The organism is Ruegeria sp. L12 (assembly GCF_056531745.1).
In genome coordinates this window covers 218,259-243,137 of record NZ_JBQFMH010000001.1, presented here as the reverse complement: position 1 = coordinate 243,137, position 24,879 = coordinate 218,259, and the positions used below count along the sequence as shown (strand labels likewise).

General features: G+C 62.1%; 21 protein-coding genes. 8 read left to right on the top strand and 13 right to left on the bottom strand.

Features of this window, described 5'->3' with window-relative positions:
- Positions 1–224: 224 nt before the first annotated feature.
- Positions 225–641 carry a MerR family transcriptional regulator gene (locus ACR0K9_RS01155; protein WP_170574518.1) on the bottom strand — a complete coding sequence of 139 codons (417 nt, stop codon included), beginning with the start codon at positions 639–641 and terminating at the stop codon, positions 225–227.
- 70 nt (positions 642–711) lie between these two features.
- Here ACR0K9_RS01155 and ACR0K9_RS01150 point away from each other — a divergent pair, with 70 nt between their 5' ends.
- Genes ACR0K9_RS01150 through ACR0K9_RS01140 form a run of 3 tightly spaced genes read left to right on the top strand, consistent with a single transcriptional unit; the run spans position 712 to position 2,665 of the window.
- Positions 712–1,482 (top strand): transglutaminase-like domain-containing protein, encoded by a 771-nt coding sequence (locus tag ACR0K9_RS01150; RefSeq protein WP_209599654.1) that lies wholly within the window; start codon positions 712–714, stop codon positions 1,480–1,482.
- On the top strand, positions 1,482–2,117 hold the full coding sequence (locus ACR0K9_RS01145) for a cation efflux transmembrane domain-containing protein (protein ID WP_209599655.1): 636 nt from the start codon (positions 1,482–1,484) through the stop codon (positions 2,115–2,117). The genes ACR0K9_RS01150 and ACR0K9_RS01145 overlap by 1 nt, the downstream gene beginning before the upstream one ends.
- Entirely contained in the window at positions 2,117–2,665 is a 549-nt protein-coding gene (locus tag ACR0K9_RS01140) for a methyltransferase family protein (RefSeq protein WP_170574509.1), read from the top strand. The genes ACR0K9_RS01145 and ACR0K9_RS01140 overlap by 1 nt, the downstream gene beginning before the upstream one ends.
- A gap of 99 nt (positions 2,666–2,764) precedes the next feature.
- Here ACR0K9_RS01140 and ACR0K9_RS01135 read toward each other — a convergent pair whose 3' ends face one another.
- Positions 2,765–3,841, bottom strand: a complete 1,077-nt coding sequence (locus ACR0K9_RS01135) for a DUF2235 domain-containing protein (RefSeq protein ID WP_480820093.1) — start codon at positions 3,839–3,841, stop codon at positions 2,765–2,767.
- Positions 3,819–6,110: a xanthine dehydrogenase family protein molybdopterin-binding subunit gene (locus ACR0K9_RS01130; protein ID WP_480820092.1), complete on the bottom strand. Its 2,292-nt coding sequence runs from the start codon at positions 6,108–6,110 to the stop codon at positions 3,819–3,821. The genes ACR0K9_RS01135 and ACR0K9_RS01130 overlap by 23 nt, the downstream gene beginning before the upstream one ends.
- Positions 6,111–6,252: 142 nt before the next feature.
- Here ACR0K9_RS01130 and ACR0K9_RS01125 point away from each other — a divergent pair, with 142 nt between their 5' ends.
- From ACR0K9_RS01125 to ACR0K9_RS01115, 3 genes are all read left to right on the top strand, one after another.
- Complete coding sequence (locus tag ACR0K9_RS01125; protein WP_480820091.1) at positions 6,253–9,414, top strand: valine--tRNA ligase; 3,162 nt, start codon at positions 6,253–6,255, stop codon at positions 9,412–9,414.
- A gap of 144 nt (positions 9,415–9,558) precedes the next feature.
- On the top strand, positions 9,559–10,722 hold the full coding sequence (locus tag ACR0K9_RS01120) for a benzoate/H(+) symporter BenE family transporter (RefSeq protein ID WP_480820090.1): 1,164 nt from the start codon (positions 9,559–9,561) through the stop codon (positions 10,720–10,722).
- A 39-nt stretch (positions 10,723–10,761) separates the two neighbouring features.
- Positions 10,762–11,094: a DnaJ family domain-containing protein gene (locus ACR0K9_RS01115; RefSeq protein WP_480820089.1), complete on the top strand. Its 333-nt coding sequence runs from the start codon at positions 10,762–10,764 to the stop codon at positions 11,092–11,094.
- Here the strand turns inward: ACR0K9_RS01115 and ACR0K9_RS01110 are convergent, their stop codons facing one another.
- Both ACR0K9_RS01110 and ACR0K9_RS01105 read right to left on the bottom strand, forming a co-directional pair.
- Positions 11,095–11,877: a crotonase/enoyl-CoA hydratase family protein gene (locus ACR0K9_RS01110; protein WP_480820087.1), complete on the bottom strand. Its 783-nt coding sequence runs from the start codon at positions 11,875–11,877 to the stop codon at positions 11,095–11,097.
- A gap of 67 nt (positions 11,878–11,944) precedes the next feature.
- On the bottom strand, positions 11,945–13,015 hold the full coding sequence (locus ACR0K9_RS01105) for an SMP-30/gluconolactonase/LRE family protein (RefSeq protein ID WP_480820085.1): 1,071 nt from the start codon (positions 13,013–13,015) through the stop codon (positions 11,945–11,947).
- Between the two features lie 93 nt (positions 13,016–13,108).
- On the opposite strand from ACR0K9_RS01105, the gene ACR0K9_RS01100 reads away from it, so the two are divergent.
- On the top strand, positions 13,109–14,221 hold the full coding sequence (locus ACR0K9_RS01100; protein WP_480820083.1) for a pyridoxal phosphate-dependent aminotransferase: 1,113 nt from the start codon (positions 13,109–13,111) through the stop codon (positions 14,219–14,221).
- Between the two features lie 90 nt (positions 14,222–14,311).
- On the opposite strand, the gene ACR0K9_RS01095 is transcribed toward ACR0K9_RS01100, so the two are convergent.
- From ACR0K9_RS01095 to ACR0K9_RS01070, 6 genes are all read right to left on the bottom strand, one after another.
- On the bottom strand, positions 14,312–15,502 hold the full coding sequence (locus ACR0K9_RS01095; protein ID WP_480820081.1) for a pyridoxal-phosphate-dependent aminotransferase family protein: 1,191 nt from the start codon (positions 15,500–15,502) through the stop codon (positions 14,312–14,314).
- 51 nt (positions 15,503–15,553) lie between these two features.
- On the bottom strand, positions 15,554–16,186 hold the full coding sequence (locus tag ACR0K9_RS01090) for a bifunctional 4-hydroxy-2-oxoglutarate aldolase/2-dehydro-3-deoxy-phosphogluconate aldolase (protein ID WP_480820079.1): 633 nt from the start codon (positions 16,184–16,186) through the stop codon (positions 15,554–15,556).
- 4 nt (positions 16,187–16,190) lie between these two features.
- Entirely contained in the window at positions 16,191–17,996 is a 1,806-nt protein-coding gene (gene edd, locus ACR0K9_RS01085) for a phosphogluconate dehydratase (protein ID WP_480820077.1), read from the bottom strand.
- A 2-nt stretch (positions 17,997–17,998) separates the two neighbouring features.
- Positions 17,999–19,444, bottom strand: coding sequence for a glucose-6-phosphate dehydrogenase (zwf, locus tag ACR0K9_RS01080; RefSeq protein WP_480820075.1), 1,446 nt, complete (start codon positions 19,442–19,444; stop codon positions 17,999–18,001).
- A gap of 224 nt (positions 19,445–19,668) precedes the next feature.
- Complete coding sequence (gene ptsP / locus ACR0K9_RS01075) at positions 19,669–21,912, bottom strand: phosphoenolpyruvate--protein phosphotransferase (RefSeq protein ID WP_480820073.1); 2,244 nt, start codon at positions 21,910–21,912, stop codon at positions 19,669–19,671.
- A gap of 46 nt (positions 21,913–21,958) precedes the next feature.
- Positions 21,959–23,197, bottom strand: coding sequence for an aspartate kinase (locus ACR0K9_RS01070; RefSeq protein WP_480820071.1), 1,239 nt, complete (start codon positions 23,195–23,197; stop codon positions 21,959–21,961).
- Between the two features lie 165 nt (positions 23,198–23,362).
- On the opposite strand from ACR0K9_RS01070, the gene ACR0K9_RS01065 reads away from it, so the two are divergent.
- Positions 23,363–23,719 carry a hypothetical protein gene (locus ACR0K9_RS01065; protein ID WP_480535219.1) on the top strand — a complete coding sequence of 119 codons (357 nt, stop codon included), beginning with the start codon at positions 23,363–23,365 and terminating at the stop codon, positions 23,717–23,719.
- Here ACR0K9_RS01065 and ACR0K9_RS01060 read toward each other — a convergent pair.
- Together ACR0K9_RS01060 and ACR0K9_RS01055 are read right to left on the bottom strand one after the other, a co-directional pair.
- Complete coding sequence (locus ACR0K9_RS01060; protein ID WP_480820069.1) at positions 23,713–24,351, bottom strand: SDR family NAD(P)-dependent oxidoreductase; 639 nt, start codon at positions 24,349–24,351, stop codon at positions 23,713–23,715. The two genes, ACR0K9_RS01065 and ACR0K9_RS01060, sit on opposite strands and share 7 nt — an antisense overlap.
- 3 nt (positions 24,352–24,354) lie before the next feature.
- Positions 24,355–24,810: a DUF1178 family protein gene (locus tag ACR0K9_RS01055; protein WP_480820067.1), complete on the bottom strand. Its 456-nt coding sequence runs from the start codon at positions 24,808–24,810 to the stop codon at positions 24,355–24,357.
- Positions 24,811–24,879: the final 69 nt, after the last annotated feature.

The window sequence follows — 24,879 nt, the reverse complement described above, 5'->3', positions numbered from 1 at the left end:
AACACCAGAACCTAAATCATTAATATAGAACGTGAAAAGGGCGCAGGCGTTTCACCACGCCTCTTACTGGAAGCGTTGCAAAGTCAAGAACGGCGCAAGACGTAACGAGCTCTTACAAATAGAACACCCCCGCTGAATGCTGCGAGGGTGTTTTAGTTCGGAGCGTCAGCTTTGCGGACTTTGCCGACGTTTGGCTATACGATGTGATAGTCTGCTTTACCTTTTCAGTGATCGCGCTCGCAAAGGCCATGATCCGACAAAGAAGCCAGGACATAGCAGTCTTCGGTCACTCCGCCGCCATCGCAGCCGTTGGAAATCCGCACCAGTTCTTTCTCAAGCGCGCGGAGGCGTTTGATCTTTGCGCGCACGTCCGAGAGCTGAGCCGTCGCAATATCATTGGCCTCTGCACACGACCGGTCCGGGTGGCCCTGTAGCTCGATCAAGGCAGCAATAGCTTCAATCGAGAAGCCGAGGTCGCGGGCGTGCTTGATGAAGCTCAGGCGCTCCAGCCCCGCCGCATCATACCGACGCTGATTGCCTTCAGTCCGTTCCGGTGCGTCGAGAAGCCCAGACTCTTCGTAGTAGCGGATTGTTGGAACCTTGACGTTCGTGCGCCGCGATAGCTCGCCAATGGAAAACATGAAAATACCTCTTGAACCTCTAGTCACTAGAGATCGTATATCAGTTGGGACGCTGAAACCAGAGTGAACCATGTCCCAGAAATACCTCGCCGAAACCCCCATACTCGATTTTCGATCCGATGCGATCCAGGCATTGATCGCCGAGCGCGGGTGGTCTTCTCTTGACCCCACCGCACGCATCGGCACGGCCTATGATTTCGTGCGGAACGAAATCCTGTTCGGATACAACAGCGACGATGCGCTGCCTGCCTCCCGAGTGCTGGCGGACGGCTATGGGCAGTGCAACACCAAGGGCACGCTTCTGATGGCACTGCTCAGGGCGTTGAATATCCCTTGCCGGTTTCATGGTTTCACCATCGACAAGGGCTTGCAGCGTGGCGTTGTGCCAGAGTTGGTTTTCCCGCTGGCCCCCCGAAGCATCATCCATTCCTGGGTGGAAGTTCTGATCGACGGCAAGTGGATCAATCTCGAAGGGTTTATCCTCGATCAAGGCGTTCTGGGAGCGCTTCAGGAGACCTTTCCGGATCGCACGTCGCTCTGTGCCTATGGCGCGGGGACAGATTGCCTTCAGGCCCCGCCCGTCGAGTGGTCTGGCCAAAGCACATACATCCAGAAGACCGGGATCAACCACGACTTCGATGTCTTTGACAGTCCGGATGATTTCTACAAGGACCACCACCAGCTGTCCGGTTTTCGCGGGTTGCTCTATCGTCTTGTCATACGGCACTGGATGAACCGGCGCGTGGCGCGGATCAGGCAAGGCTATGTGCCAATCATCCCCGGCGGCGCAGAGAACCTTCTTCCTAAACAGGCACCAATCATTCTAAAGGAGGCCGTGTGATGTCAGGGTGTTGTGGACATGACGCTAAGTTCGATGGCGTATCGGACGACTACAAACGGCGGCTGTGGATCGTCATCGCGCTGAACGCGACGATGTTTGCCGTCGAGATGACAGCAGGCCAGGTCGCACAGTCGCAAGCTCTGAAGGCTGACGCCCTCGACTTCTTGGGCGATGCTCTGACCTATGGCATCTCACTTGCTGTCATCGGTGCTTCGATCCGCGCGCGGACGAATGCAGCGCTCGCCAAGGGCATCAGTCTTCTTCTGATGGGCCTGTGGGTCTTCGGCTCGACAGTCTACCGGGTTTTCTATGTCGGCGTACCGGAAGCGGAAATCATGGGCGTTGTCGGCGCTCTGGCTCTGGCGACAAACCTTGCAAGCGTCCTGCTGCTGGTCAGCTACAAGGACGGGGATGCCAATGTGCGCTCTGTCTGGCTCTGCTCGCGAAACGACGCCATCGGCAACGTCGCCGTGATGTTAGCAGCTTTGGGCGTATGGGGCACGGCCACCGGCTGGCCCGACCTGATCGTCGCTGCGATCATGGCCAGCTTGTTTCTGTCCTCAGCGTTCCAGATCGTGCGCCAGGCGCTCGCTGAACGCCGTGAGTTCAATTCACACAATCATGCCGAAGTCTGATGGAGGCCTTTCTTGCTCTTCTTGGCTTGGGGATTGCCGCAGGAACCTTGGCCGCGCTCGTTTGGTCGTTTGCGCGTCCATCGCGGCGGCTCTGGCCCCCGGAAGAATACACGATCAGAACGCCTTTCCTTGTCTGGGTTCCAACATTCACTTTGTTCGGCGTGCTTGTTCTGCTTGGCATTCTTGGATGGGCGACCCTGCCATTTCCAGACTGGATGCGGTTCTGGATCGGGGTGCCTTTAATCCTCACCGGAAACGCAGCCGTCTGGTTTGAAGTTGTACGCTTTGGCATCGCCCAAACCGGCGGTGCCGTTGGGCATCTGCGAACCGACGGTCTTTATCGCTACTCCCGCAATCCCCAGTATGTCGCAGATATCTTCATGGTCATCGGATGGATGCTGCTGACGGCGGCACCGCTGGTCTTTCCGGTCGGAAGTGCCGCGGTCCTCGTGCTGTTGGCTGCACCATTCGCGGAAGAGCCATGGCTGCGCGCGCGCTACGGCGCGGACTTCGAGGAATACGCCTCCCGCGTTCGGCGTTTTCTCTGAAGCGGTCATTCGCCACAACGCAGAAACTTGGGAGGTATGGGCTCGAACCTGACATTGATGTGTCGGTGATCTTGGAGCCGCTGGCACATGATCAGCCTTTCACTGCGCCGGATGTGACGGCAAATCCGGCATCGGCACCCAGCCGGGCAACTCGTCTGGTGAGACCGAGACATGCAGCCGCTCGGACCGGTCCTTCCCGACTTTCCGATGCTTGCGCAGCAGGAAAATCTTGCCCCAGCCGCGCCATGTGCCGACCGATGGCGCGTGGGTGTCGGTGGGGAAGCGGTCGCGCCAGCCCTCGGGCAATGGCAGGCCGTGCAACTCGGCCTTGTCCAGCATCCAGATCAGGGAGATGTTGCTGAGGGGGCGGGCCTCTTCGAACCCGTTGAGTTGCCCGCCGACATCGCCGTGGGTGCCGCGGAACCAGACCTGTTCGACGTGGCCTTTGAAATCGGGGGTACATTTCCACAAGACCGGCTCGAACACTTCGCGGGTCTCGTCCAGCGCCATGGCGTGATAGCCGTGGCGGGTAGCCGGGCCAAGCTGGTGGCTGTGGAAGGCGTGGCGTTCCTCGGCCCAGCGCCAGAGCAGCGGCAGGCGCAGGCCCAGCGCCTTGACCGTATCCCAGACGCCCACCATCTCGATCGCCACATCCTCATGACAGAAGGCCTGCCGGAATTCAGCCGCCGCCTTGCCGTTGGCGGCGCATTCGTAATGGCGATAGGCCTGCTTGATGTTTCGGACAGTGGCGTGTTCGGCCTTGAGCAGACCGATGGCGTCGATCACCCCGGCCAGACTGCGCACCCCGTAGGCACCGCGTGAATAGCCGATGAAAAAGATCTTGTCGCCGGGCTTGTAGCGCGAGGCGAGGTAGCCATAGGCGCGACGGATCTGGCGGTTGATGCCGCGCCCCATCATCACGTCCAGCGAGGATTTCCAGCTTTCCCACTGCACGCCGGATTCGTAGAAGACCGAGACCTTGCTGCCCATCTCGCAACACAGGCGCAGGGTCTGACCCGCATGGGTTTCCCGCCCCGGCTCCAGCGTCGACATGGTGCCGTCCAGAATGATGACATGGCTGATCGGTTCGCGGTGGCGCGTCTCAGCCGAGTGCTCGGACCGTAAGGGCCGTCCGAGCCATCCCAGTACCTTTCTACTCAGCCGCGACAGAACCATCGTTCAGCAATTCCCATACTCTGTGAGGTGTGAAAGGCATATCCGCCTGCCGCACCCCATGATCCCAGAGCGCGTCCTGAACCGCGTTTGCCACTGCGGCCAGCGCGCCCACCGTGCCGGCCTCGCCACATCCTTTCATCCCCATCGGGTTGGACGTTGACGGAACCGGAACCGAGGTAAACTTAATCATGGGTATCTCAGCCGCGCGCGGCAAGGCGTAATCCATCAACGATGCCGTGAGCAGTTGCCCATGTGCATCGTGCACGACATGCTCGGTCAGCGCCTGACCGATGCCCTGACCCACCCCGCCATGCACCTGCCCTTCGGCGAGCATCGGGTTGATAAGATTGCCGAAATCATCGACGACCGTATAGCGGTCGACCCATGTCTCGCCGGTGTAAGAATCGATAACGATCTCGGCAACATGCGCGCCGTTGGGATAACTGCGGGCATCCAGATTGGCGCGGGCTTCGTGCTGCAGCAGGTCCATGCGCCCGTCTGCGCGCGCCAACTCTGCCGCCTCGGTCAGTGTGGGTGTCAGGTTCGAGCCGGGGGCCCGGAAAGTCTCATGATCAAAATGCACGTCGGTATCCTCGACCCCCATCTTATCGGCGAGATAAGGCGTGAATGCGGCAATCATGGTGTCGATGGTGGCCAGCGTCGCCGTGCTTTGCACCGTGACCGAGCGTGACCCACCCGTGCCGCCACCATGGGCGAGCCTGTCCGTGTCGCCCTGAACGACGGTGATCCGGTCCATCGGAATCCCGGTCTGGTCCGACAGGAAATGGGCATAGACCGTCTCATGCCCCTGCCCGTTCGATTGGGTGCCGACGTAAAGGTTCACCGTGCCATCCTCGCAAAACTCGACCTTCGAGTTCTCGGAAGGATCACCCAAAATACTTTCGATATAGTAACAGAGCCCCTGCCCCCGGATCAGGCCCCGTTCGGCGTCTGTTGCCTTGCGGGCCACAAAGCCGCTGGTCTGGCTTGCCGCGCGGCTGAGAACCCTGTCAAAATCGCCGACGTCATAGGTCTCGCCCGTGGCGGAGGTATAGGGAAACTGTGCAGGCCGGATGAAGTTCCTGCGCCGCAACTCCCACGGATCGACGCCCAGTTCCCGCGCCGCCCGGTCCATGACGCGCTCCAGCACATAGATCGCCTCGGGCCGTCCTGCGCCGCGATAGGCATCGACCTGCGTCGTGTTGGTATAGAACCCTTCGACTCGCAGATAGGTGGTCTGCACGTCATAGACCCCCATCAGCACCTTGCTGAACAGGCTGGTCTGGATCGCCTGCCCGAAATGGCTGTTATAGGCGCCCAGATTGACCCTGCTGTGGACGCGATAGGCGGTGATCCGGTGATCGGCATCAAAGGCCAGTTCCCCCAGCGAGGTCAGATCGCGGCCATGGTGATCGGACAGCATCGCCTCGGACCGGTCCGACATCCAGTGGACCGGCTGGCCCAGTTTCATGGCGGCAACAGCGGTGCAGAAATATTCGGGGTAAGGCATCACTTTCATGCCGAAACCGCCGCCCACATCCGGGGTGGTGACGCGGATATCTTCCGCCTCAAGCTTCAGCTTCTGCGCCAGTTGCGCCCGCATCGCCCAGACACCCTGCCCGCCGTAGGAAAAATGCAGGCGCCCATCGGCCCAGTCGGCCTGACAGCCGCGCGGCTCGAGCGAGGCGATGATGACCCGGTTATCCTGCACGTCCAGCGAGACGGTATGGGCGGCGTTGGCAAAAGCGGCCTCGGTCGCGGCCTCATCGCCCAGCCCCCAGTCAAAGGCGCGGTTGTCGGGGGCCTCGGGGTGCAGGGTTTCACCGCCCGCGCGCACGTCCATCTTTACGGGCAGGTCTTCGGTCTCCATCCAGATCAACTCAGCCGCGTCGCGTGCCTGCATCAGCGTCTCGGCCACCACGATTGCCACCGGCTCACCCACGAAGCGCACCCGCTTGTTGGCCAGCATGTGCCGTTCCGGGGCCGCCGCCTGCGTCCCGTCGCGGTTGGGCACAGTGGCCCCGTTCATCACCGTGTCGATGCCCGTCGCCTGCAAATCCTCCAGCGCCATCACCAGCCGCACGCCGTCAGCGGCACGCGCCGCATCGAGATCCAGCGCCGTGATCCGGCCATGCGCCACCGGGCTGCGAAAAAACGCAACGTGCAGCGCGTTTTCGGGTACGCGGTCATCCATGTATTGGCCATGCCCGGTCAGAAACCGCAGGTCCTCGGTCCGTTTGACAGGCTGGCTTTTGCCGAACTTTTCCATGGGGCGATCCTTTGGGCTGCGTCAGAGGCGAGATTAGGCTGCAGCGGTTCGTTGTCCAGTGCCGCGCGCAGACCCTTCCCCTTCCTGCACGCATTCGTTATTGCAGGCCCTGACCCAAGATTGATGACGCAGGACGCACCCCATGGCGATGGAAAAGACATTCAACGCGGCCGAGGCCGAGGCCCGCATCTACGAGGCCTGGGAACAGGCCGGAGCCTTCAAGGCAGGCGCGAACAAATCGCGTGACGAAAGCTTTACCATCATGATCCCGCCGCCCAACGTGACGGGCGCTTTGCACGTGGGCCATGCGTTCAACAACACGCTGCAAGACATCCTGACCCGCTGGCACCGGATGCGCGGCTTCGACACGTTGTGGCAGCCCGGTCAGGACCACGCCGGCATCGCCACGCAGATGCAGGTGGAAAAGATGCTGGCCGCCACCCAGCAGCCGGGACGTCGTGAGCTGGGGCGCGAGGCGTTTCTGGACAAGGTCTGGGAGTGGAAAGGCGAATACGGCGGCACGATCATCGAGCAGCTCAAGCGCCTGGGCTCGTCCTGTGATTGGTCGCGCAACGCCTTCACCATGGCGGGTGCGCCGCGTGACCCGCGCACGGGCCACGAAAATTCTGCGAATTTTCACGACGCGGTGATCAAGGTCTTTGTCGACATGTACGAAAAGGGCCTGATCTATCGCGGCAAGCGGCTGGTCAATTGGGACCCGCATTTCGAAACCGCGATCTCGGATCTGGAGGTCGAGAATATCGAAGTCGCGGGCCACATGTGGCACTTCAAATACCCGTTGGCGGGCGGCGAGACCTATACTTACGTCGAGAAGGACGAGGATGGGAATATCGTGCTGGAGGAAGAGCGCGATTATATCTCGATCGCCACAACCCGCCCCGAAACCATGCTGGGCGACGGCGCGGTTGCGGTTCATCCGTCAGATGAACGGTATGCGCCAATCGTCGGGAAACTCTGCGAAATCCCGGTTGGCCCGAAAGAGCATCGCCGTCAGATTCCGATCATCACCGATGACTACCCCGATCCCGAATTCGGCTCTGGTGCGGTGAAGATCACCGGCGCGCATGACTTCAACGACAACATGGTCGCCAAGCGTGGCGGAATCCCGATGTACCGCCTGATGGACACCAAAGGCGCGATGCGGGCCGATGGTGCGCCTTACGCCGAAGAGGCCGACAAGGCGCAGGAATATGCGCGCGGGCGTGAGTTCACCGGGAACGAGATCGACGCGATCAACTTGATCCCTGACCACCTGCGCGGCCTCGACCGGTTCGAGGCGCGTGCGAAGGTGGTCGAGGAGATCACTGCTGACGGTCTGGCCGTGATGACCCGCGCGGATGATCCGCGTCTGGGTTCGACCGCTCTGAAACCCGATCACGAAGGCGCGGACAAGCTGGTCCCGCTGGTCGAGAGCAAACCGATCATGCAGCCCTTCGGCGACCGCTCAAAAGTGGTCATCGAGCCGATGTTCACCGACCAATGGTTCGTCGACGCTGCCAAAGTCGTCGGCCCCGCGCTGGATGCGGTCAAGGACGGCACGGTCAAGATCATCCCCGAGTCGGGCGAGAAAACCTATTACCACTGGCTGGAAAACATCGAGCCATGGTGCATCTCGCGCCAGCTGTGGTGGGGACATCAGATTCCGGTTTGGTATGGTCTCGATCTATCGGCTGAGAACTTCAAGGATGACGAAAACGACGGTGACCTTGATCTGGTCGAATTGGGTCGTTTGCTCAACGAAGGCGGCATGCTGCATCGTGGCAATGTCATGGAATGCGCCGCGAACCTTGAGGCCGTCACGGAAAAATTCCTGGACGACAACGCAAACATTCCCAGTCCGCTGAGCCACGCGACGGTCATCGAAGTCGCCGACAAGCAGGAAGCGATCCATCAATTCGCCGAAAGCCTTGCTCAGTATGCGGTCGAACAGGACCCGACCAAGCTGGTTTATCCGGTCTGGCGCGACCCCGACGTCCTCGACACCTGGTTCTCGTCCGGCCTCTGGCCCATCGGCACGCTGGGCTGGCCCGAGCGGACCGAGGAACTGGAACGCTACTTCCCCACGGACGTTCTGATCACCGGCTTCGACATCCTGTTCTTCTGGGTCGCCCGGATGATGATGATGCAACTGGCCGTGGTCGATCAGATCCCGTTCCACACTGTCTACCTGCACCAGCTCGTCCGCGACGAGAAGGGCAAGAAGATGTCCAAAACCACCGGCAACGTCATCGACCCGCTGGAGATCGTGGACGAATTCGGTGCCGACGCGCTGCGCTTCACCAACGCTTCGATGGCGGCAATCGGCGGCGTGTTGAAACTGTCCCGTGAACGCATCACCGGTTATCGCAACTTCGGTACCAAGCTGTGGAACGCCGTCCGCTTTGCCGAGATGAACGAGGTCTTCACCGACGCCGTGCCGCAACTGGACATCGCCGACCTGAAGCCCAAAGCGGCTGTAAACCGCTGGATCATCGGCGAAACTGCCCGCGTGCGGGAAGAGGTCGACGCGGCGCTGGAAAGTTATCGCTTTAACGATGCGGCTAACGGGCTTTACGCCTTTGTCTGGGGCAAGGTCTGCGATTGGTACGTGGAGTTGTCGAAACCGCTGCTACAAGGCGATGACGCCGAGGCACAGGCCGAGACCCGCGCCACCATGCGCTGGGTTCTGGATCAGTGCATGGTCCTGCTGCACCCGATCATGCCATTCATCACCGAAGAGCTGTGGGGCCTGACCGGCGACCGCGCGAATATGGTCGTCCACGCCGACTGGCCGACCTACGCCGCCGCCGACCTGATCGACGCCGATGCGGATCGTGAGATGAACTGGGTGATCTCGGTGATCGAAAACACCCGTTCGGCGCGCGCGCAGATGCGGGTCCCGGCTGGCCTCTATGTGCCGATGCTGGTGACCGGGATCGACGCCAACGGCCAGGCCGCGTGGGACCGCAATGAGGCGCTGATCAAACGTCTGGCGCGGATCGACAGCCTGACCAAGGCGGATGAACTGCCCAAGGGCACCATCTCGATCGCCGCCCCCGGCGCGTCCTTCGGTCTGCCGCTGGCGGATATCATCGACATCGGCGCGGAAAAGGAACGGCTGGAAAAAGCCAAGGGCAAGTTGGCCAAAGAACTGGGCGGCCTGCGCGGGCGTCTGAACAACCCTAAATTCGTGGCTTCGGCCCCGGAAGAGGTGGTTGAGGAAGCCAAAGCCAACCTCGCCGCCCGCGAGGAAGAAGAGGCCAAGCTGAACGAGGCCCTCGCCCGTCTGGCCGAAATCGCCTGATCTTCACCTTTTCACAAATACTCAAATCCCGCCCCCTCCGCCAAACCCGGCGGAGGGGTTTTTCTTTGCCCGCAAAGCTTTCCCTCTTGTTCGCGCCACCCTGCGCTTGTTAGCACTTCGGCAACGCAATCCGCCGAGGCCCTGATGGCACGACTTCTCCCTCCGATGCAGACCGTCTCAACCGGGTTGGTGGTGGCCATTGTCGGGTTCTTCAGCTCGTTTCCCATCGTCCTGCAAGGGCTGGGTGCGATGGGGGCGTCGCCGGCGCAGGCGGCCTCGGGGCTGATGAGCGCGGCGATTGCCATGGGGCTTGCCGCGATCATTCTCAGCCTGCGCTACAAACTGCCGATCAGCGTCGCCTGGTCTACCCCGGGGGCCGCGTTGCTGGCAGTGTCCGCGACCCCGACCGAGGGGTTTTCGGGCGCAGTCGGAGCCTTCCTGTGCGCCGGGGCGCTGACCGTTCTGGCCGGGCTGTGGAAGCCGCTGGGGCGATTGGCGGCGGCGATCCCCACGACATTGGCGCAGGCGATGCTGGCGGGGGTGCTGCTGCCGCTCTGCCTAGTGCCCTTCACGGCGGTGGTCGAGATTCCGTGGCAGGCGCTGCCGGTGATCCTGACATGGTTCATTGCCGGGCGTTTTAACCGGCTGTTCGCCGTTCCGGCAGCGGTCATCGCGGCAGCCATCGTGGTGTCCCTGAACGCTGGCGATGCGCCATTGATGCCGGATCGCGTGATCGCGGCCCCGGTCTGGACCATGCCCAGCTTTTCGGTCGCCTCGGCCATCGGTATCGGCGTGCCGCTGTTCATCGTCACCATGGCGACGCAGAACATCCCCGGCGTCGCGGTGATGCGCAGCTTTGGGTTCGCGCCGGTTCCGGGCCGGTTGTTTTCATCTGTCGGCGGCGCGAGCCTGCTCTCGGCCCCGTTCGGGGCGCCCGCCACCTGTCTGGCCGCCATCACCGCCGCGATGTGTTCGAACGAAGACAGCCACCCCGACCCGGCACAACGCTACTGGTCCGCCATCATGGGCGGCGTGTTCTATTGCCTGTTCGGTATCTTCGCCGTGGCGATCACCGGTTTCGCAGCCCATGCCGACCCGTTGCTGATGGGCACATTGGCCGGGGTTGCCCTGATCGGGGTCCTGGCCAATTCCATGCATGCCGCGCTGGACGTCCCGGCCGAGCGAGAGGCGGCGATTCTGACGCTGGCCATCACTGCGTCGGGCATCACGGTCTTTGGACTGGGCGCGGCGGTTTGGGGGCTTCTGGCCGGTGGCATCGCCTATCTTGTGACCAACATGCTGCGGTAATTCCTTTCGCCTACCGCTCACAAACGGTATGATATACTCATGTTCGGATCGCTTGGAAAACTGGTGGAACGCCAGATCAAAAAGGCGCAGGCCGAGGGCCAGTTGCAAGGGCTTGAGGGCGAAGGCGCGCCCCTGCCCGACCGTTCGGGCGAGGCACAAAGCGACCCCGCCATTGCTGCCGGTCACCGGATCATGGCGCAGGCCGGAGTGCTGCCCGAGGAATTCGATATCAAGAAACAGCTGGACACGGCGCGCAAGGATTATGCCGTGCTGACCGACCCCGAGGCGCGTAAGGCCGCCATGGCCCGCATCGCCGAACTGGAGATGCGGTACAACATGGCCCGCGATGCGCGGCGGGCTTTCATGCGGTGATCATTTGAACTCGGGCTTACGGCCCTGCATGTGCGCCATGACGATCTCCATCTGATCCGGTTTGCCGATCAGGTCGACCTGTTCCGAGGATTCGGCCTGCAACACTTCGGCACGGTCGCGGGTTTCGGCCACGTCGATCAGGCGTTTGGCGGCGCGGATAGCCGAGGGGCTTTTGCCGGCGATATCTTCGGCCAGTGCCAGCGCTTCGGTCAGGGGGTCATCAGACAGTTTCGTCACCAGCCCCCAATCCGCCGCCTGCGGTGCGCCGATGGGGCGGGCGGTGTAGGTCAGCAGGCGCAGCACGTCCGAGCGTACCAGTTCAGGCAGCAGAACCATGCCGCCCATGTCGGGGATTAGGCCCCATTTCATCTCCATCACAGACAGTTTGGCGTCGGGGTGCGCGATGCGAACATCCGCGCCCAACGCGATCTGCAGACCGCCGCCATAAGCCACACCCTGAATGGCGCAGATCACCGGGACCGGGACGCGCCGCCAGATCAGGGCGATCTCCTGCAACTCATTGGCGTCCTCGTGGCTGCGGGTCATCAGCCATTCGGTCGGGTCTGTTTGGACCATGCTGGCGAAGCTGGCCATGTCGAGCCCGGCGCAGAAGCTCTTGCCCTCACCCGACAGCACCACGGCGCGGATATCGGCGGCGGCGACCTCCTGACCCGCAGACAGGATCGCCTTGATCATCGCGTCGTCCAAAGCGTTCATCTTATCGCCACGGGTCAGAGTGACGTGGGCGATGTGGTCTTTGTATTCGACGGATACGCGGGACATGGGACCTCCGAAGCGTTTAGTGTTGCGCCAACCTTGCCAGCACACGGCCCGGAGCGCCACCGCGACGTCAGGGCAGATCGGCAACCGGTATCCGGCCAAACCAAGGCGAATCCAGCGTCATCACATAAAACTGGTCACCAACGATCTGGCCCGCTGTGGTGATGCCCAGCCGACCGTCGGGGTCCTGCAACGTACGCAGGATGGTGCCGTCGCCATCGAACTGCACCAGCATTCCGCGATGGATCGGCGCGGGGCGCATCTTTGGACCCAATCGCCAGATCACTTTGCGCAGGAAGGGATAGGGCATCAGCTTTTCCGCGGGCACGCGCGGGCTGGCGAAGGCCATCCAATAGGTACCGTCCCCCTGCGCCTTGATGTTGTCGGGATAGCCCGGCAGGTTGTCGAGCAGCACCTCCTGCTCACCTGCCTTGGGGCCGGTCAGCCAGAGCTTGTGCACCCGCGCGCGCCCCGTTTCGGCAATCAGCAGGAAGTCTTCGTCGGGTGAAAGGGCGATGCCGTTGGTATAGACGACCCCCTCGGCGATCTTCTGCGCGGTTCCATCGGGTGCGTAGCGCGCAACATATCCTGTCGGCGATTGCTCCCAGATGGTCAGAACCGAGGTCGGTTTGGTACCGCCCATCGTCTCAGGGTCGAAGCGATCCGAGGAGTTCGAGAAATAGACGGTGCCGTCCTGCGCCACGTCGAGATTGTTGGCATAGATCACCGGTGCGCCGTCGATTTCCGAGACCAGCGTTTCCAGTGACCCCGGCCCGGTCCAGCGCATCAACCCGCGAAAGCTGTCGGCAATATAAAGCGCGCCATCCGGCCCCGCCCGCAGCCCGAGGGGGCGTCCGCCAAGCTGGTCGACCTCAACCGGCTGATCCCCGTCGATGCGATAGAGAAAGCCCGACAGGCTGGTGGTATAGACCGCACCGCCCGGCAGCACGGCGATATCCTCGGGGCCGATCTCGTCCTTCGGGAGGGAGGTCAGCTGCGCCTTGTCGAGATGCCTGTTCTCGGCAAAATCTCCGGTGAAACCGGGGGGTTCCGGCATTTCATGCGAGACCGGATCAACCGGGACCGGCCAGAACAGCAGATAGGCAAGACCGATTAGGGCAAGGCCCAGTAGATAACGCATGACACCTCCGAATTTCAGTTGCGCGCAAACTGACGATGAATGCGGCGGGGTGCAAGGCTTGCCCCGCTTGGAAGGTTGCGTTTATCTGCGACCATGACTGGTCCTCGTTACACCCCGCTTGCGCAATCCCTGCCTGCAACCGTGCCCTTTGTTGGCCCCGAGACACAGGAGCGTCAGCGCGGCACGCCTTTTGTCGCACGGCTGGGGGCGAATGAGAGTGTGTTTGGCCCCTCGCCCCGTGCCGTCGAGGCGATGCAGCGGACGGCGGGCGAGGTCTGGATGTATGGCGATCCCGAAAATCACGACCTGCGCCATGCGCTGGCGGCGCATCATGGGGTTGCGCCTGCAAATATCGTGGCGGGCGAAGGCATTGACGGGTTGCTGGGCTATCTGGTGCGGCTGCTGGTTGGACCCGGTGATGCGGTGGTGACCTCGGACGGGGCCTATCCGACCTTCAACTATCATGTGGCCGGGTTTGGCGGGGTTCTGCACAAAGTTCCCTATCGCAATGATCATGAGGACCCGGTCGCTTTGTTCGCCAAAGCGGCAGAGGTGGATGCGAAGCTGGTTTATCTGGCCAATCCCGACAATCCGATGGGCAGTTGGCATTCCGGGGCGGATATCGTCGCGGCGATGGAGGCTTTGCCAGAGGGCTGTCTGCTGGTTCTGGATGAGGCTTATGTGGAATGCGCGCCCGAGGGCACGGCAGCACCGGTTGCGGCGGATGATCCGCGTGTGATCCGGATGCGGACGTTTTCCAAGGTCTATGGCATGGCCGGCGCGCGGGTGGGCTATGCCATCGGTGCGCCCGATCTGATTGCGGCATTCAACAAGGTGCGCAACCATTTCGGCATGAACCGAGCCGCGCAGGCCGGGGCGTTGGCGGCGCTGCGGGATCAGGCGTGGCTGACAGAGGTTCAGGCCAAAATCGCCGCAGCACGCGACCAGATCGGGCAGATTGCCCGCGCGTGTGGGCTGGAGCCCCTGCCCTCGGCCACTAATTTCGTGGCGATCGATTGCGGGCGTGATGGGGCGTTTGCCAAGGCTGTATTGGAGACGCTGGTTGCGCAGGGCATATTTGTGCGGATGCCGTTCGCGGCGCCTCAGAACAGGTGTATTCGGGTGAGTTGCGGCGCGGCGTCGGACATGGAGGCGTTTGCGGCGGCGTTGCCGAAGGCCCTTGCCGCAGCGGAGGCGCTTGGGTGAGCGGTGAAGGGGGGCTGTCTGCCCCCCATCGCGCCGGGGCGCGATTCCCCCCGAGGATATTTTTGGCCAGATGAAGAGGCGGATCAGGGCTTAGGCGGCCAAAGTGGCGGCGGCAGCCTCGAGCGCGCCCTGACCGCGCGGGATGTCGAACGCGGCCATAGCGGTTTCCATGCTGCCCAGTGTGGCCATGACCATCTGGGCATTTACGTGCCCCATGTGGCCGAGGCGGAAGCAACCGTCCCAGTCCTCCATCCCCAGACCGATGCCCAGGGTCAGGCCGAGTTGGTTTTCGGTATAGCTGCGTAACGGCGTGCCGCGCCCTTCGGTCAGGCGGAGGGCGGTAACCGCGTGGCTGCGGTGGACCGGATCGGTGACGTTCAGATGCAATGCGCCACCCTGCGCCCAGACTTCGCACGCGGTCCAAATTGCTTTGGCAAGGTGAGCGTGCCGGGCCCAGACGGCCTCGATCCCTTCGGCGTGGATCAGGTCGAGCGCGGCGCGCAGGCCGTAGAGGTGGTGCGTTGGCGCGGTGCCGTTGAAATACTGGTAGAACAGCTCGGGATTGGCGCGCGGCTGCCAGTCCCAATATTGCGAGACCCGGGGCATTTGGGCGCGTTTGGCCTGTGCCTTTTCGTTAAAGAAGACGAAGCCCATGCCGGGCGGGGTCATCAGACCCTTCTGGCAAGCGGTGACGGTGACGTCGATCCCCCAGGCATCCATCTCGAACCGGTCGCAACCCATTGAGGCGATACAATCCGCCATCAGCAACGCCGGGTGATCGAGGTCGTCGAGCAAGGCGCGCAAGGCCGGAATGTTGTTGCGGATCGACGTTGAGGTGTCGACATGGACCGCGAGCACGGCTTTGATTTTGTGGCCGGTATCAGCACGCAGAGCTTCGGCGATGCGGTTGATATCCCAGGCTGAGGACATGCCGAAATCGATCACCTCAACCGTTGCACCGATACCTTCGGCCATCTCGGCCCAGCCATGGGTGAAACGGCCCGAAGCCGGGGCGAGCACGGTTTCGCCGGGGGCGATCACGTTGGACAGCGCGGCCTCCCACGTGCCATGGCCGTTGGCGATGTAGATGGCGACGTCATGTTCGGTGCGGGCCACGCGCTTGAGGTCGCGGGTGAGAGCGGGCATCATCTCGATCAGCTCGCCGTCATAGATGTTGGGCGACGGGCGATGCATCGCCTGCAGCACCGCGTCGGGCATGACCGAGGGGCCGGGAATGGCCAGATACTCGCGTCCGTGCGCGAGGGAGTGTTGGTTTGTCATGAGGGCAACCTGATTGAATTGAGGCATACCCTAGCGTCTTGCCCTGTGGCGTCAATCCGTCAGACGGGCGGCTTCGCTGGCGAGGGTTTCGATCCCGGACCAGTCGCCGTTCTGAACCATCTGCTTGGGCGCGACCCAGCTGCCTCCGGCGCAGATCACGTTGGAGAGCGACAGGTAATCGTGGGCATTGGTGGGGGATACACCGCCGGTCGGGCAGAAGGTGATCTGTGGCAGCGGTGCGCCAATGGCTTTCAGGGCGGGCGCGCCGCCTGAGGCCTCAGCCGGGAAGAATTTCAGCATGTCATAACCCTTTTCCAGCAGGGCCATCGCCTCACTCGCGGTGGCCGCGCCGGGTAGAAGGGGCAGGCCTTCGGCCTCACAGGCGGCAATCAGCGCGTCGGTCGCGCCGGGAGAGACGCCGAATTGCGCGCCGGCCGCTTTGGCGGCGCGGACGTCTTCGGGCGTGACCAAGGTGCCTGCGCCGACAACGCCGCCGGGGACGTCGGCCATGGCACGGATAGCGTCCAGCGCCGCAGGGGTGCGCAGAGTAACCTCGAGCGCGGGGAGGCCACCGACGACCAGTGCTTCGGCCAGCGGGCGGGCGTGGGCCGCGTCGTCGACCACCAGAACCGGAACGATCGGGGCCAGCGCGCAAATCTCGCGGGTGCGTTGGGTTTTGGACATGGGGTTACACTCCGAATATGCTGGCGCCGGTGTCAGCCGAGCCGACATTCTGGCGGAAGGCGCCAAAGAGGTCGCGGCCGACGCCGTGCTGGTTTGCCGAAAGATCTGCGGTGGCCGGGGTGCGGTCGAGAACGCCGGGGGTGAGGATTTCCAGCGCGCCTTTCACCGCGTCCACGCACAAAATATCGCCATCCTGCAGGCACGCGATGGCGCCTCCGTCTAACGCCTCGGGGCAGACATGGATGGCGGCGGGCACTTTGCCGGAGGCACCGGACATACGGCCATCGGTGACCAGCGCCACCTTCTGACCCCTGCCCTGCAAGATCGAGAGCATCGGCGTCAGCGAGTGCAGTTCGGGCATCCCGTTGGCTTTGGGCCCCTGGAAGCGGACGACAACGATGACGTCATCGGTGAACTCTCCGGCTTTGAAGGCGTCTTTGACAGCATTCTGGTCGTGGAACACGCGCACGGGCGCTTCGACCACCTGATGTTCGGGCGCGACGGCCGAGACTTTCATGACGCCGGTGCCCAGATTTCCGGTCAGGCGCGACAGGCCGCCGGTGGGCTGAAACGGGTCGTTGGCGGGGCGGACAATCTTTTCGTTCAGGCTGTGGCCTGCGCCGTCTTCCCAGACCAGTTCGCCGTTCTTCAGCTTGGGTTCCTTGGTGTAATTGTGCAGTCCCTGCCCTGCAACGGTCAGGGTGTCGGGATGCAGCAAGCCGTCCTCGAGCAGCGTACCGATGGTAAAGCCCAAGCCGCCTGCGGCGTGGAAGTGGTTCACATCGGCCAGACCGTTCGGATAGACCCGTGCGACCAAGGGGACCACGGCGGAGATGTCCGAAAAATCCTCCCAATCCAGTACGATACCACCGGCGCGCGCCATGGCGATCAGGTGGATCAGCAGGTTGGTTGACCCGCCGGTCGCCATCAGGCCGACGATACCATTGACGAAGGCGCGTTCGTCGAGAATCTGGCAGACCGGCGTATAGTGATTGCCCAGCGCGCTGAGCGACAGGGCGCGGCGGGCGCCTTCTTCTGTCAGGGCATCGCGCAGGGGTGTGCCCGGGTTGACGAAGCTGGAGCCCGGCAAGTGCAGACCCATGAACTCCATCAGCATCTGGTTGGTGTTGGCGGTGCCATAGAAGGTGCAGGTGCCGGGGCCGTGATAGGCGGCCATTTCGGCCTTCATCAGTGCGTCACGACCGACATCTCCGGCTGCGAATTGCTGGCGGACCTTGGCCTTTTCGTCGTTCGGGAGACCGCTGGTCATCGGACCGGCGGGCAGGAAGACGGCGGGCAGATGGCCGAAGGCCTGCGCGCCGATGATCAGGCCGGGCACGATCTTGTCGCAGACACCCAGAAACACCGCCGCGTCATAGGTGTTATGGCTAAGCGCTACACCTGTCGCCAGCGCGATCACATCACGCGAAAACAGCGACAGTTCCATCCCGGCCTCGCCCTGAGTGACGCCATCGCACATCGCCGGAACTCCGCCTGCGACCTGTGCTGTGCCACCCGCTGCGCGGATCGCATCGCGGATCAGCGCAGGGTAGCGTTCAAACGGCTGGTGGGCCGAGAGCATGTCATTATAGGCGGTGACAATGCCCAGATTGCCCGCCGTGCCAGTGGCCATCGACTGCTGATCTTCACCCGCGCCCGCATAGGCATGGGCCTGACCGCTGCAGGACAGATGCGCACGCGCCGGGCCTTTGGATTTGGCCTGTTCCATCCGTTCCAGATGTGGGCCGCGCAGGCTGGCGCTGCGGTCAATGATGCGTTTGGTGACATCGGATATGACTGTGTTGACCATGATTACTCTCCGATCTGACGCCAGCGGCGCCCATCGCGATGCATGAGCATCAATGCTTCTTCTGGCCCCGAGCTGCCCTGATCGTATTTTGCAGGCTTGTCGCCACGCTCTTCCCAGCCATGAATGATGGGATCGACCCAGGCCCAGGCGGCCTCGGCCTCGTCGCCTCGCATGAACAGTGTCTGGTCGCCGCGGATCACGTCCATGATCAGGCGTTCATAGGCATCGGGAGATTGCGCGCCATCGCCCAGCGCGTCGGCAAAGCTCATATCGAGCGCCACGTCGGACAGGCGGAAACCGCCCTGTCCCGGTTCCTTGATGGTGGTGCGCAGGGTGATGCCTTCGTCCGGTTGCAGGCGGATCACCAGCACATTGCCGTGCAGTGGGCCAACGTTGGGAAAAATCGTATGCGGCGGGTCGCGGAAGAACACCGCGATCTCGGATTCCCGCGCACGCAGGCGTTTGCCGGTGCGCAGGTAGAACGGCACCCCGGCCCAGCGCCAGTTGCCGATATGAGTCTTGAGGGCGATGAAGCTTTCGGTCCGGCTGGCCGGGTTTCCGACGTGATCCAGATAACCGTCGCCGCCCTTGTCGGTGCGATACTGGCCACGGGCGATGTCTTTGGTCTCGACCGGTTCCAGCGCTTCGATCACCTTGACCTTTTCATCGCGCACCGCGTTGGGCGCGAATTTCGAGGGCGGCTCCATCGCGGTCAGACACAGCAATTGAACCAGATGGTTCTGGATCATATCCCGCATCGCGCCGGACTGATCGTAATAGGAGCCGCGTCCTTCGACACCCACGGTTTCGGCCACTGTGATCTGTACGTGATCGACATGGGTGGCGTTCCACAGCGGTTCGAACAGGGAATTGGCAAAGCGCAGGGCCATCAGGTTCTGCACGGTTTCCTTGCCCAGATAATGGTCGATCCGATAGATTTGATGTTCCTCGAAACAGGCGCGCAACCCTTCGTTCAGGGCCTTGGCTGAGGCCAGATCGTGGCCAAAGGGTTTTTCCACCACGATACGGCTGTCGGGCGTGGCCAGACCGTGATCATGCAGCCGTTGCGCGATGCCCGAGAACAGGCTTGGACCCACGGACAGGTAAAAGGCGCGCACCACATCCGGACGCAGCGCTTTGGCCAGATCGGGCCAGCCCGCATCGCCCAGCGCGTCCACCGGCACATACTCGACGCGGGCAAGGAAACGGTCCAGCGTGTCTTTGTCGTATTTCGGGGCGAATTCATCCATCGACGCACGCAGCTGCTTGCGGAACTCTTCACTGTCCACATCAGATCGCGCGGTGCCGATGATGCGCGCATCTTCCGGCATCTGGCCCACTTCGAACCGATGATAGAGCCCCGGCAGGATCTTACGCTGTGCCAGATCGCCCGTCGCACCGAACAGCACGAGGTCGAACGGTTCTACCGGAATTACGCGTGAGACCATGATGAGGCTCCTTCTCGGGGTGCGTCGCCTGTCTATCAGAGGACAGCCCGGATGTGTAACAATGTGCCGCTAATGTTATCGCTAACATTTGATGGTTCAATAGGGGCTCCATGCGCAAAGATCAAGCTTGGATTTGTGTTTTAGCAATCCTTCGGAGCCTGGCGATGACGGTTTCTTGAAAAGAAACCGAGCCTGAAACTTTGAAAGTTTCAGGTTCCTCCGGATCACGATTGCGTCCGCAACCAATCCATCACCGATGGGCGCACGGATTGTTCACCGCGGTGCCGCGCGTCGGCGATGATCTTGCGCACATCCTGCAGGTTCGAGCGCAACAAAAGGCTTTTGACCGGCCCGATCGAGGCCGGACGCATCGACAGGGTGCGGATGCCCATCGCGGCCAGACACAGCGCCTCAACCGGGCGGCCGGCGTCTTCGCCACAGAAGCTGAGCGGCGTGTCCGAGATGTTGCAACGCTCGACAATGCGTTCGATGAAGCTGAGGAAGCTGACATTCAGCGTGTCATAGCGGCGGCGCACCAGCTCGTTCTCGCGGTCGGCGGCGAAGAAGAACTGTTTCAGATCGTTGCCGCCGATCGAGATGAACCCAACCTCGTCAAAGAATTTCTGCGGCGCAAAGGCCAGTGAGGGGGTTTCCAGCATCGCGCCCACTTCCAGCGTTTCGGGCAAGACATGACCCAGACGCCGTTCGCGTTCGATGGTTTTCTTGACCTCCCAGCGGGCCTCGCGGAATTCGTCGGCCTGCGCCACAAACGGGAACATGATGGTCAGGGGGCGCCCATTGGCAGCCCGGATCAGCGCCTGCAACTGCATCCGCATCACGCCGCGTTTGTCCAGACCCACGCGGATCGCACGCCAGCCCAGCGCCGGGTTCGGTTCGGCCACATGCTTCATATAGGGCAGAACCTTGTCCGATCCGATATCGAGCGTGCGAAAAATCACCTTCTTGTCGCCCGCCGCATCCAGAACCCGTTGATATTGCGTCACAAGTTCCTGCCGTTTCGGCATCTGGTTGCGGATCAGGAATTGCAGCTCGGTCCGGAACAGGCCGACGCCTTCGGCCCCCGACGTGCCCAGCGAGGGCAGATCGGCCATCAGACCCGCATTCATCACCATGTTGATACGCGCGCCATCCTGGGTCACCGTCGGCGTTTCACGGATTGAGGCATAGCGTTCCTGCGCCTTGGCCTGCATGGCGATCTTGTCGCGGAAAGCGCTGACCACCGTATCTTCGGGGCGCAGGTGGACAATACCGTTGTCGCCATCGACAAGGATATGATCGCCGTTCAGCGCCTCGGTCGTGATCCGGCCCACATGCACCACCAGCGGAATCGCCAGCGCGCGCGCAACGATGGTGGCATGGCTGCCGACCGACCCTTCCTCGAGCACGATACCTTTCAAAGACCGACCGTATTCCAGCAGGTCTCCCGGGCCGATGTTACGGGCAATCAGGATCGGATCGGGCGGCAGGTCGGCCCCGTTGGTATTCCCCTGTCCCGTCAGAATGCGCAGCAGCCGGTTGCTGAGGTCATCCAGATCGGCCAGCCGTTCGCGCAGGTATGGATCGGTCACCTGCCCCATGCGGGCGCGGGCCTGGGATTGTTCTTTCTCGACAGCTGCCTCGGCGCTGAGGCCCAGGGCGATGTCCTCTTCCATCCGGCGCATCCAGCCCTTGGAGTTTGCGAACATCCGGTAAGCTTCCAGCACCTGAAGCTGCTCGGTATCGCCGCCCTGCGAAATCTCAAGCATCTTGTCGACGCCGACGCGCAGCTCTTCCACCGCCTCGTTCAGACGTTCGCTTTCGCGATGCGGATCGTCGGCGATGGGGTTGGTGATGACCACGCGGGGTTCGTGCAGCCAGACATGGCCTTCGGCTGACCCTTCCTGCGCCGGGCCACCTTCAAGTTGCACAGATTGCTGGTGCAACGGCGACAGGGCAGCACCTTCGCCGACAAAGGCGCCCAGCTCGGCCATTTCGGCCAGAACCATAGCGACCACTTCCAGCGCATAAACCTCATCAGCGGAGAACTCGCGCGCCTCGCGGGACTGGACCACCAGAACACCCAGCTTTTGACCCAGCCGTTGTACAGGCACGCCGAGAAAGGAAGAAAACCGCTCCTCCCCGGTTTCGGGCATATATCGGAAGCCCTTGGCCGAGGGCGCGTCTGCCGTGTTCACCACCTTGCCGGATTTGGCGACGCGGCCCACCAGCCCTTCGCCCATGCGCATCCGGGTCTTGTGCACCGCCTCAGGCGACAGACCTTCGGTGGCGCAAAGCTCGAGCGTGTCCTCGTCACGGAACAGATAGACCGAACAAACCTCGGCCCGGATGCTGTCGGCAATCAGTTGCGTGATCCGGTCAAGGCGTTCCTGACCGGCGGCCTCGCTGGCCATCTCTTCGCGCAACCGCCCGAGCAGCTTGCGGGATTCTGTTTCCGTACCGTCCGCCATGGCCCAACCGTCTTATGGTGTCAGGCGTGACCCTTGGCTGATCAGCTCAGGCCGCCTTGTCCAGTTCAAACGCATCATGCAGCGCCTGAACGGCAAGTTCCATGTATTTCCTGTCGATCAGCACGGAAATTTTGATTTCCGAGGTGGTGATGACCTTGATGTTGATCCCCTCGTCCGAGAGGATTTTGAACATCTTGGCCGCAACACCGGATTGCGAGCGCATGCCGATACCGACAACCGAAACTTTGCAGACATCTTCGTCCGCGACCAGCTCGGCATAGTTCAGCTCGCCCTGCTCCTTGATCGCCAGCAGCGCCTTTTCGGCGCGCGCCACCTGATCGGTCGGGCACGAGAAGGTCATGTCCGTGCGCCCTTCGTCCGAGATGTTCTGGACAATCATGTCCACATTCACGCCCTCATCGCTGAGCGCGGTGAAGATGATCGAGGCGATGCCGGGGCGGTCGGCCACCGACACGACGGTCATCTTGGCTTCGTCGCGGGAATAGGCCACACCGGCCACAACATTGGATTCCATGATATCCTCCTCGTCGCAGACCAGCGTACCGGCCTCGTCGGATTGTTCTTCAAAACTTGAGAGAACGCGCAGTTTCACCTTGTAGCGCATCGCCAGCTCGACCGAGCGGGTCTGCAGCACCTTGGCCCCCAGCGAGGCCAGTTCGAGCATCTCCTCGAACGAGATGCGGTCCAGCTTGCGCGCCTTGTCGCAGATGCGCGGGTCCGTGGTATAGACACCGTCCACATCCGTGTAGATATCGCAACGTTCGGCGTCGAAAGCCGCCGCAAAGGCAACGGCCGTGGTGTCCGAACCGCCCCGGCCCAGCGTGGTGATGCGACCCTCGGGGCTGATGCCCTGAAAGCCTGCGACAACGGCGACCTTCATGCCTTCGTCGAATTTCTGGGTCAGGTTATCGGTCGGGATTTCCGCGATCCGGGCCTGGCTGTGGGCGCTGGTGGTCCTGAGCGGCACCTGCCAGCCCTGCCAACTGCGCGCCGGGATATCCATTTCCTGCAGCGTCAGCGCCATCAGACCGGCGGTCACGTTTTCGCCCGAGGATACGACCGCATCATATTCGCGCGCATCATACAGCGGCGAGGTCTCATCGACCCAGCCCACAAGCTCGTTGGTTTTGCCGGACATGGCCGAGACGATAACGATCACGTCATAGCCCTTGGCCACCTCGACACCGACGCGTTTCGCTGCGCGGCGGATGCGGTCAAGATTGGCAACCGAAGTGCCACCGAATTTCATCACGAGTACGGGCATGGGGGCAAATGTCTCCGCGCCTTGGATTTGAAGTTGCGAGCCTCATATGCGAGGGGGGCGGCAAGAGCAAGGGGCGCGAACCCGTCAAACTGCGACGCAGGGCCGCTTTACATTGATGCGCCCCGATGTCAGCCTGACGCCGATCATTCGCCCAAGAGGAATTCCATGTACCGCTTTGCCATCGCCCTGTCCCTGATTTCAACTGCGGCCCATGCGCAGGTCGCCACCCTGTCGGGAACCGATGGCCAGAATGCGCTGGGCACCGTACCCTGCGCGGCACTGGCGGGCGAGCCGATGGGCAGCTGCCCGGCCGAATTGCGCAGACGCGAGGACGGCACCGCAACATTGGCGGTCCAGTTGAAAACCGGAGAGGTGCGGCGGATTTATTTCACCAACGGCATACCTGATTCCAGCAGCTCGACCTCAAAACTGACCTATGAAACGCCCGGAGACCTTATGGTGATCTTCATCGAACCCGGCGAGGTTTATGAAATCCCCAAGGCGGCGCTCAACAATCAGTAAGGGTGCGCGCGACCGTCCCAGGTTTCGAAACACCCCGTTGTGGCAAGCGACAGCGCCTCGAACCGGTCCATCAGGCCCGCAACGGCCTGATCCACGGTTATATCTGCCGCGGCACCACCCATATCGGTTTGCACCCAGCCGGGGTGATAAACGCCAACAGCGACGCCATCACCGCGCAGATCGGTTGCCAAATTACGCCCCAAATTCAGCGCAGCGGCCTTTGAGGCACGATAGATGTAGCTCCCCCCCGGCGCGCGGGTGTGCGAGGCCATCTGAGACGACAGGATCGCAACCCGACCCCGTGCCGCGCGCAGATTGGGCAGCAAGGACTGAACGGTCAGAAACACGCCGGTCACATTGGCCGCAAAGGTCTGCGCCCACATCTCGGCAGGATAGCCGCCGATGTCATGTCCCTTGTCCAGATAAACGCCCGCGTTACAGACCAGCAGATCGACCGGACGGCCCTGCAACTGCGCGGACATCGCCCGCTGCTGTACCGGGTCCGAGACATCCAGAACGACCTCGGCGCTGCCGTCGCGGGCTGTACCGGTGACTGCGTGACCCGCCGCACGATACTGATCTGAAAGGGTTTTTCCGATCCCTCGGCCCGCGCCGGTGATCACCACATGCATGGGTCAGTTGGTCTTGCGCGTGGGGACAAAAGGCAGCGGTGCCACCGGCACGCCATCTTCCACCAGCGCCCGCGCTTCCTCGGGCTTGGCTTCGCCATAGATGGCACGCTCGGGCGCATCGCCCAGGTGAATCTTGCGGGCTTCACTGGCGAAATCCTGACCCACATAATCCGAGTTCTGTTCGAACTGACGACGCAGTTCCGTCAGGACTTTCTCGATTTCGGGCGTAGGCTTGGCCATGCTGATCTGATCTGGCGCGTCATTGACCGGCGCCTTCTCGACCACGGCCGAGCGCGCAGGCCGAACCCGCGGTGTCATGATCGCTTTTTCCACCTTGTTGCAGCCGCAATCGGCACAGGTCACCATTCCTGCCGCAGACAGCCTGTCATAGGCCTTTCCGGACTGGAACCAGCTGTCAAAGCTGTGACCATTGCTGCATTTCAGTGAGTATTGAATCATTACACGTCCAAAATTCGCTTGCCGAATTGATACCGACCAACATGGCAAGATCAAGTCTTGATCTCCATA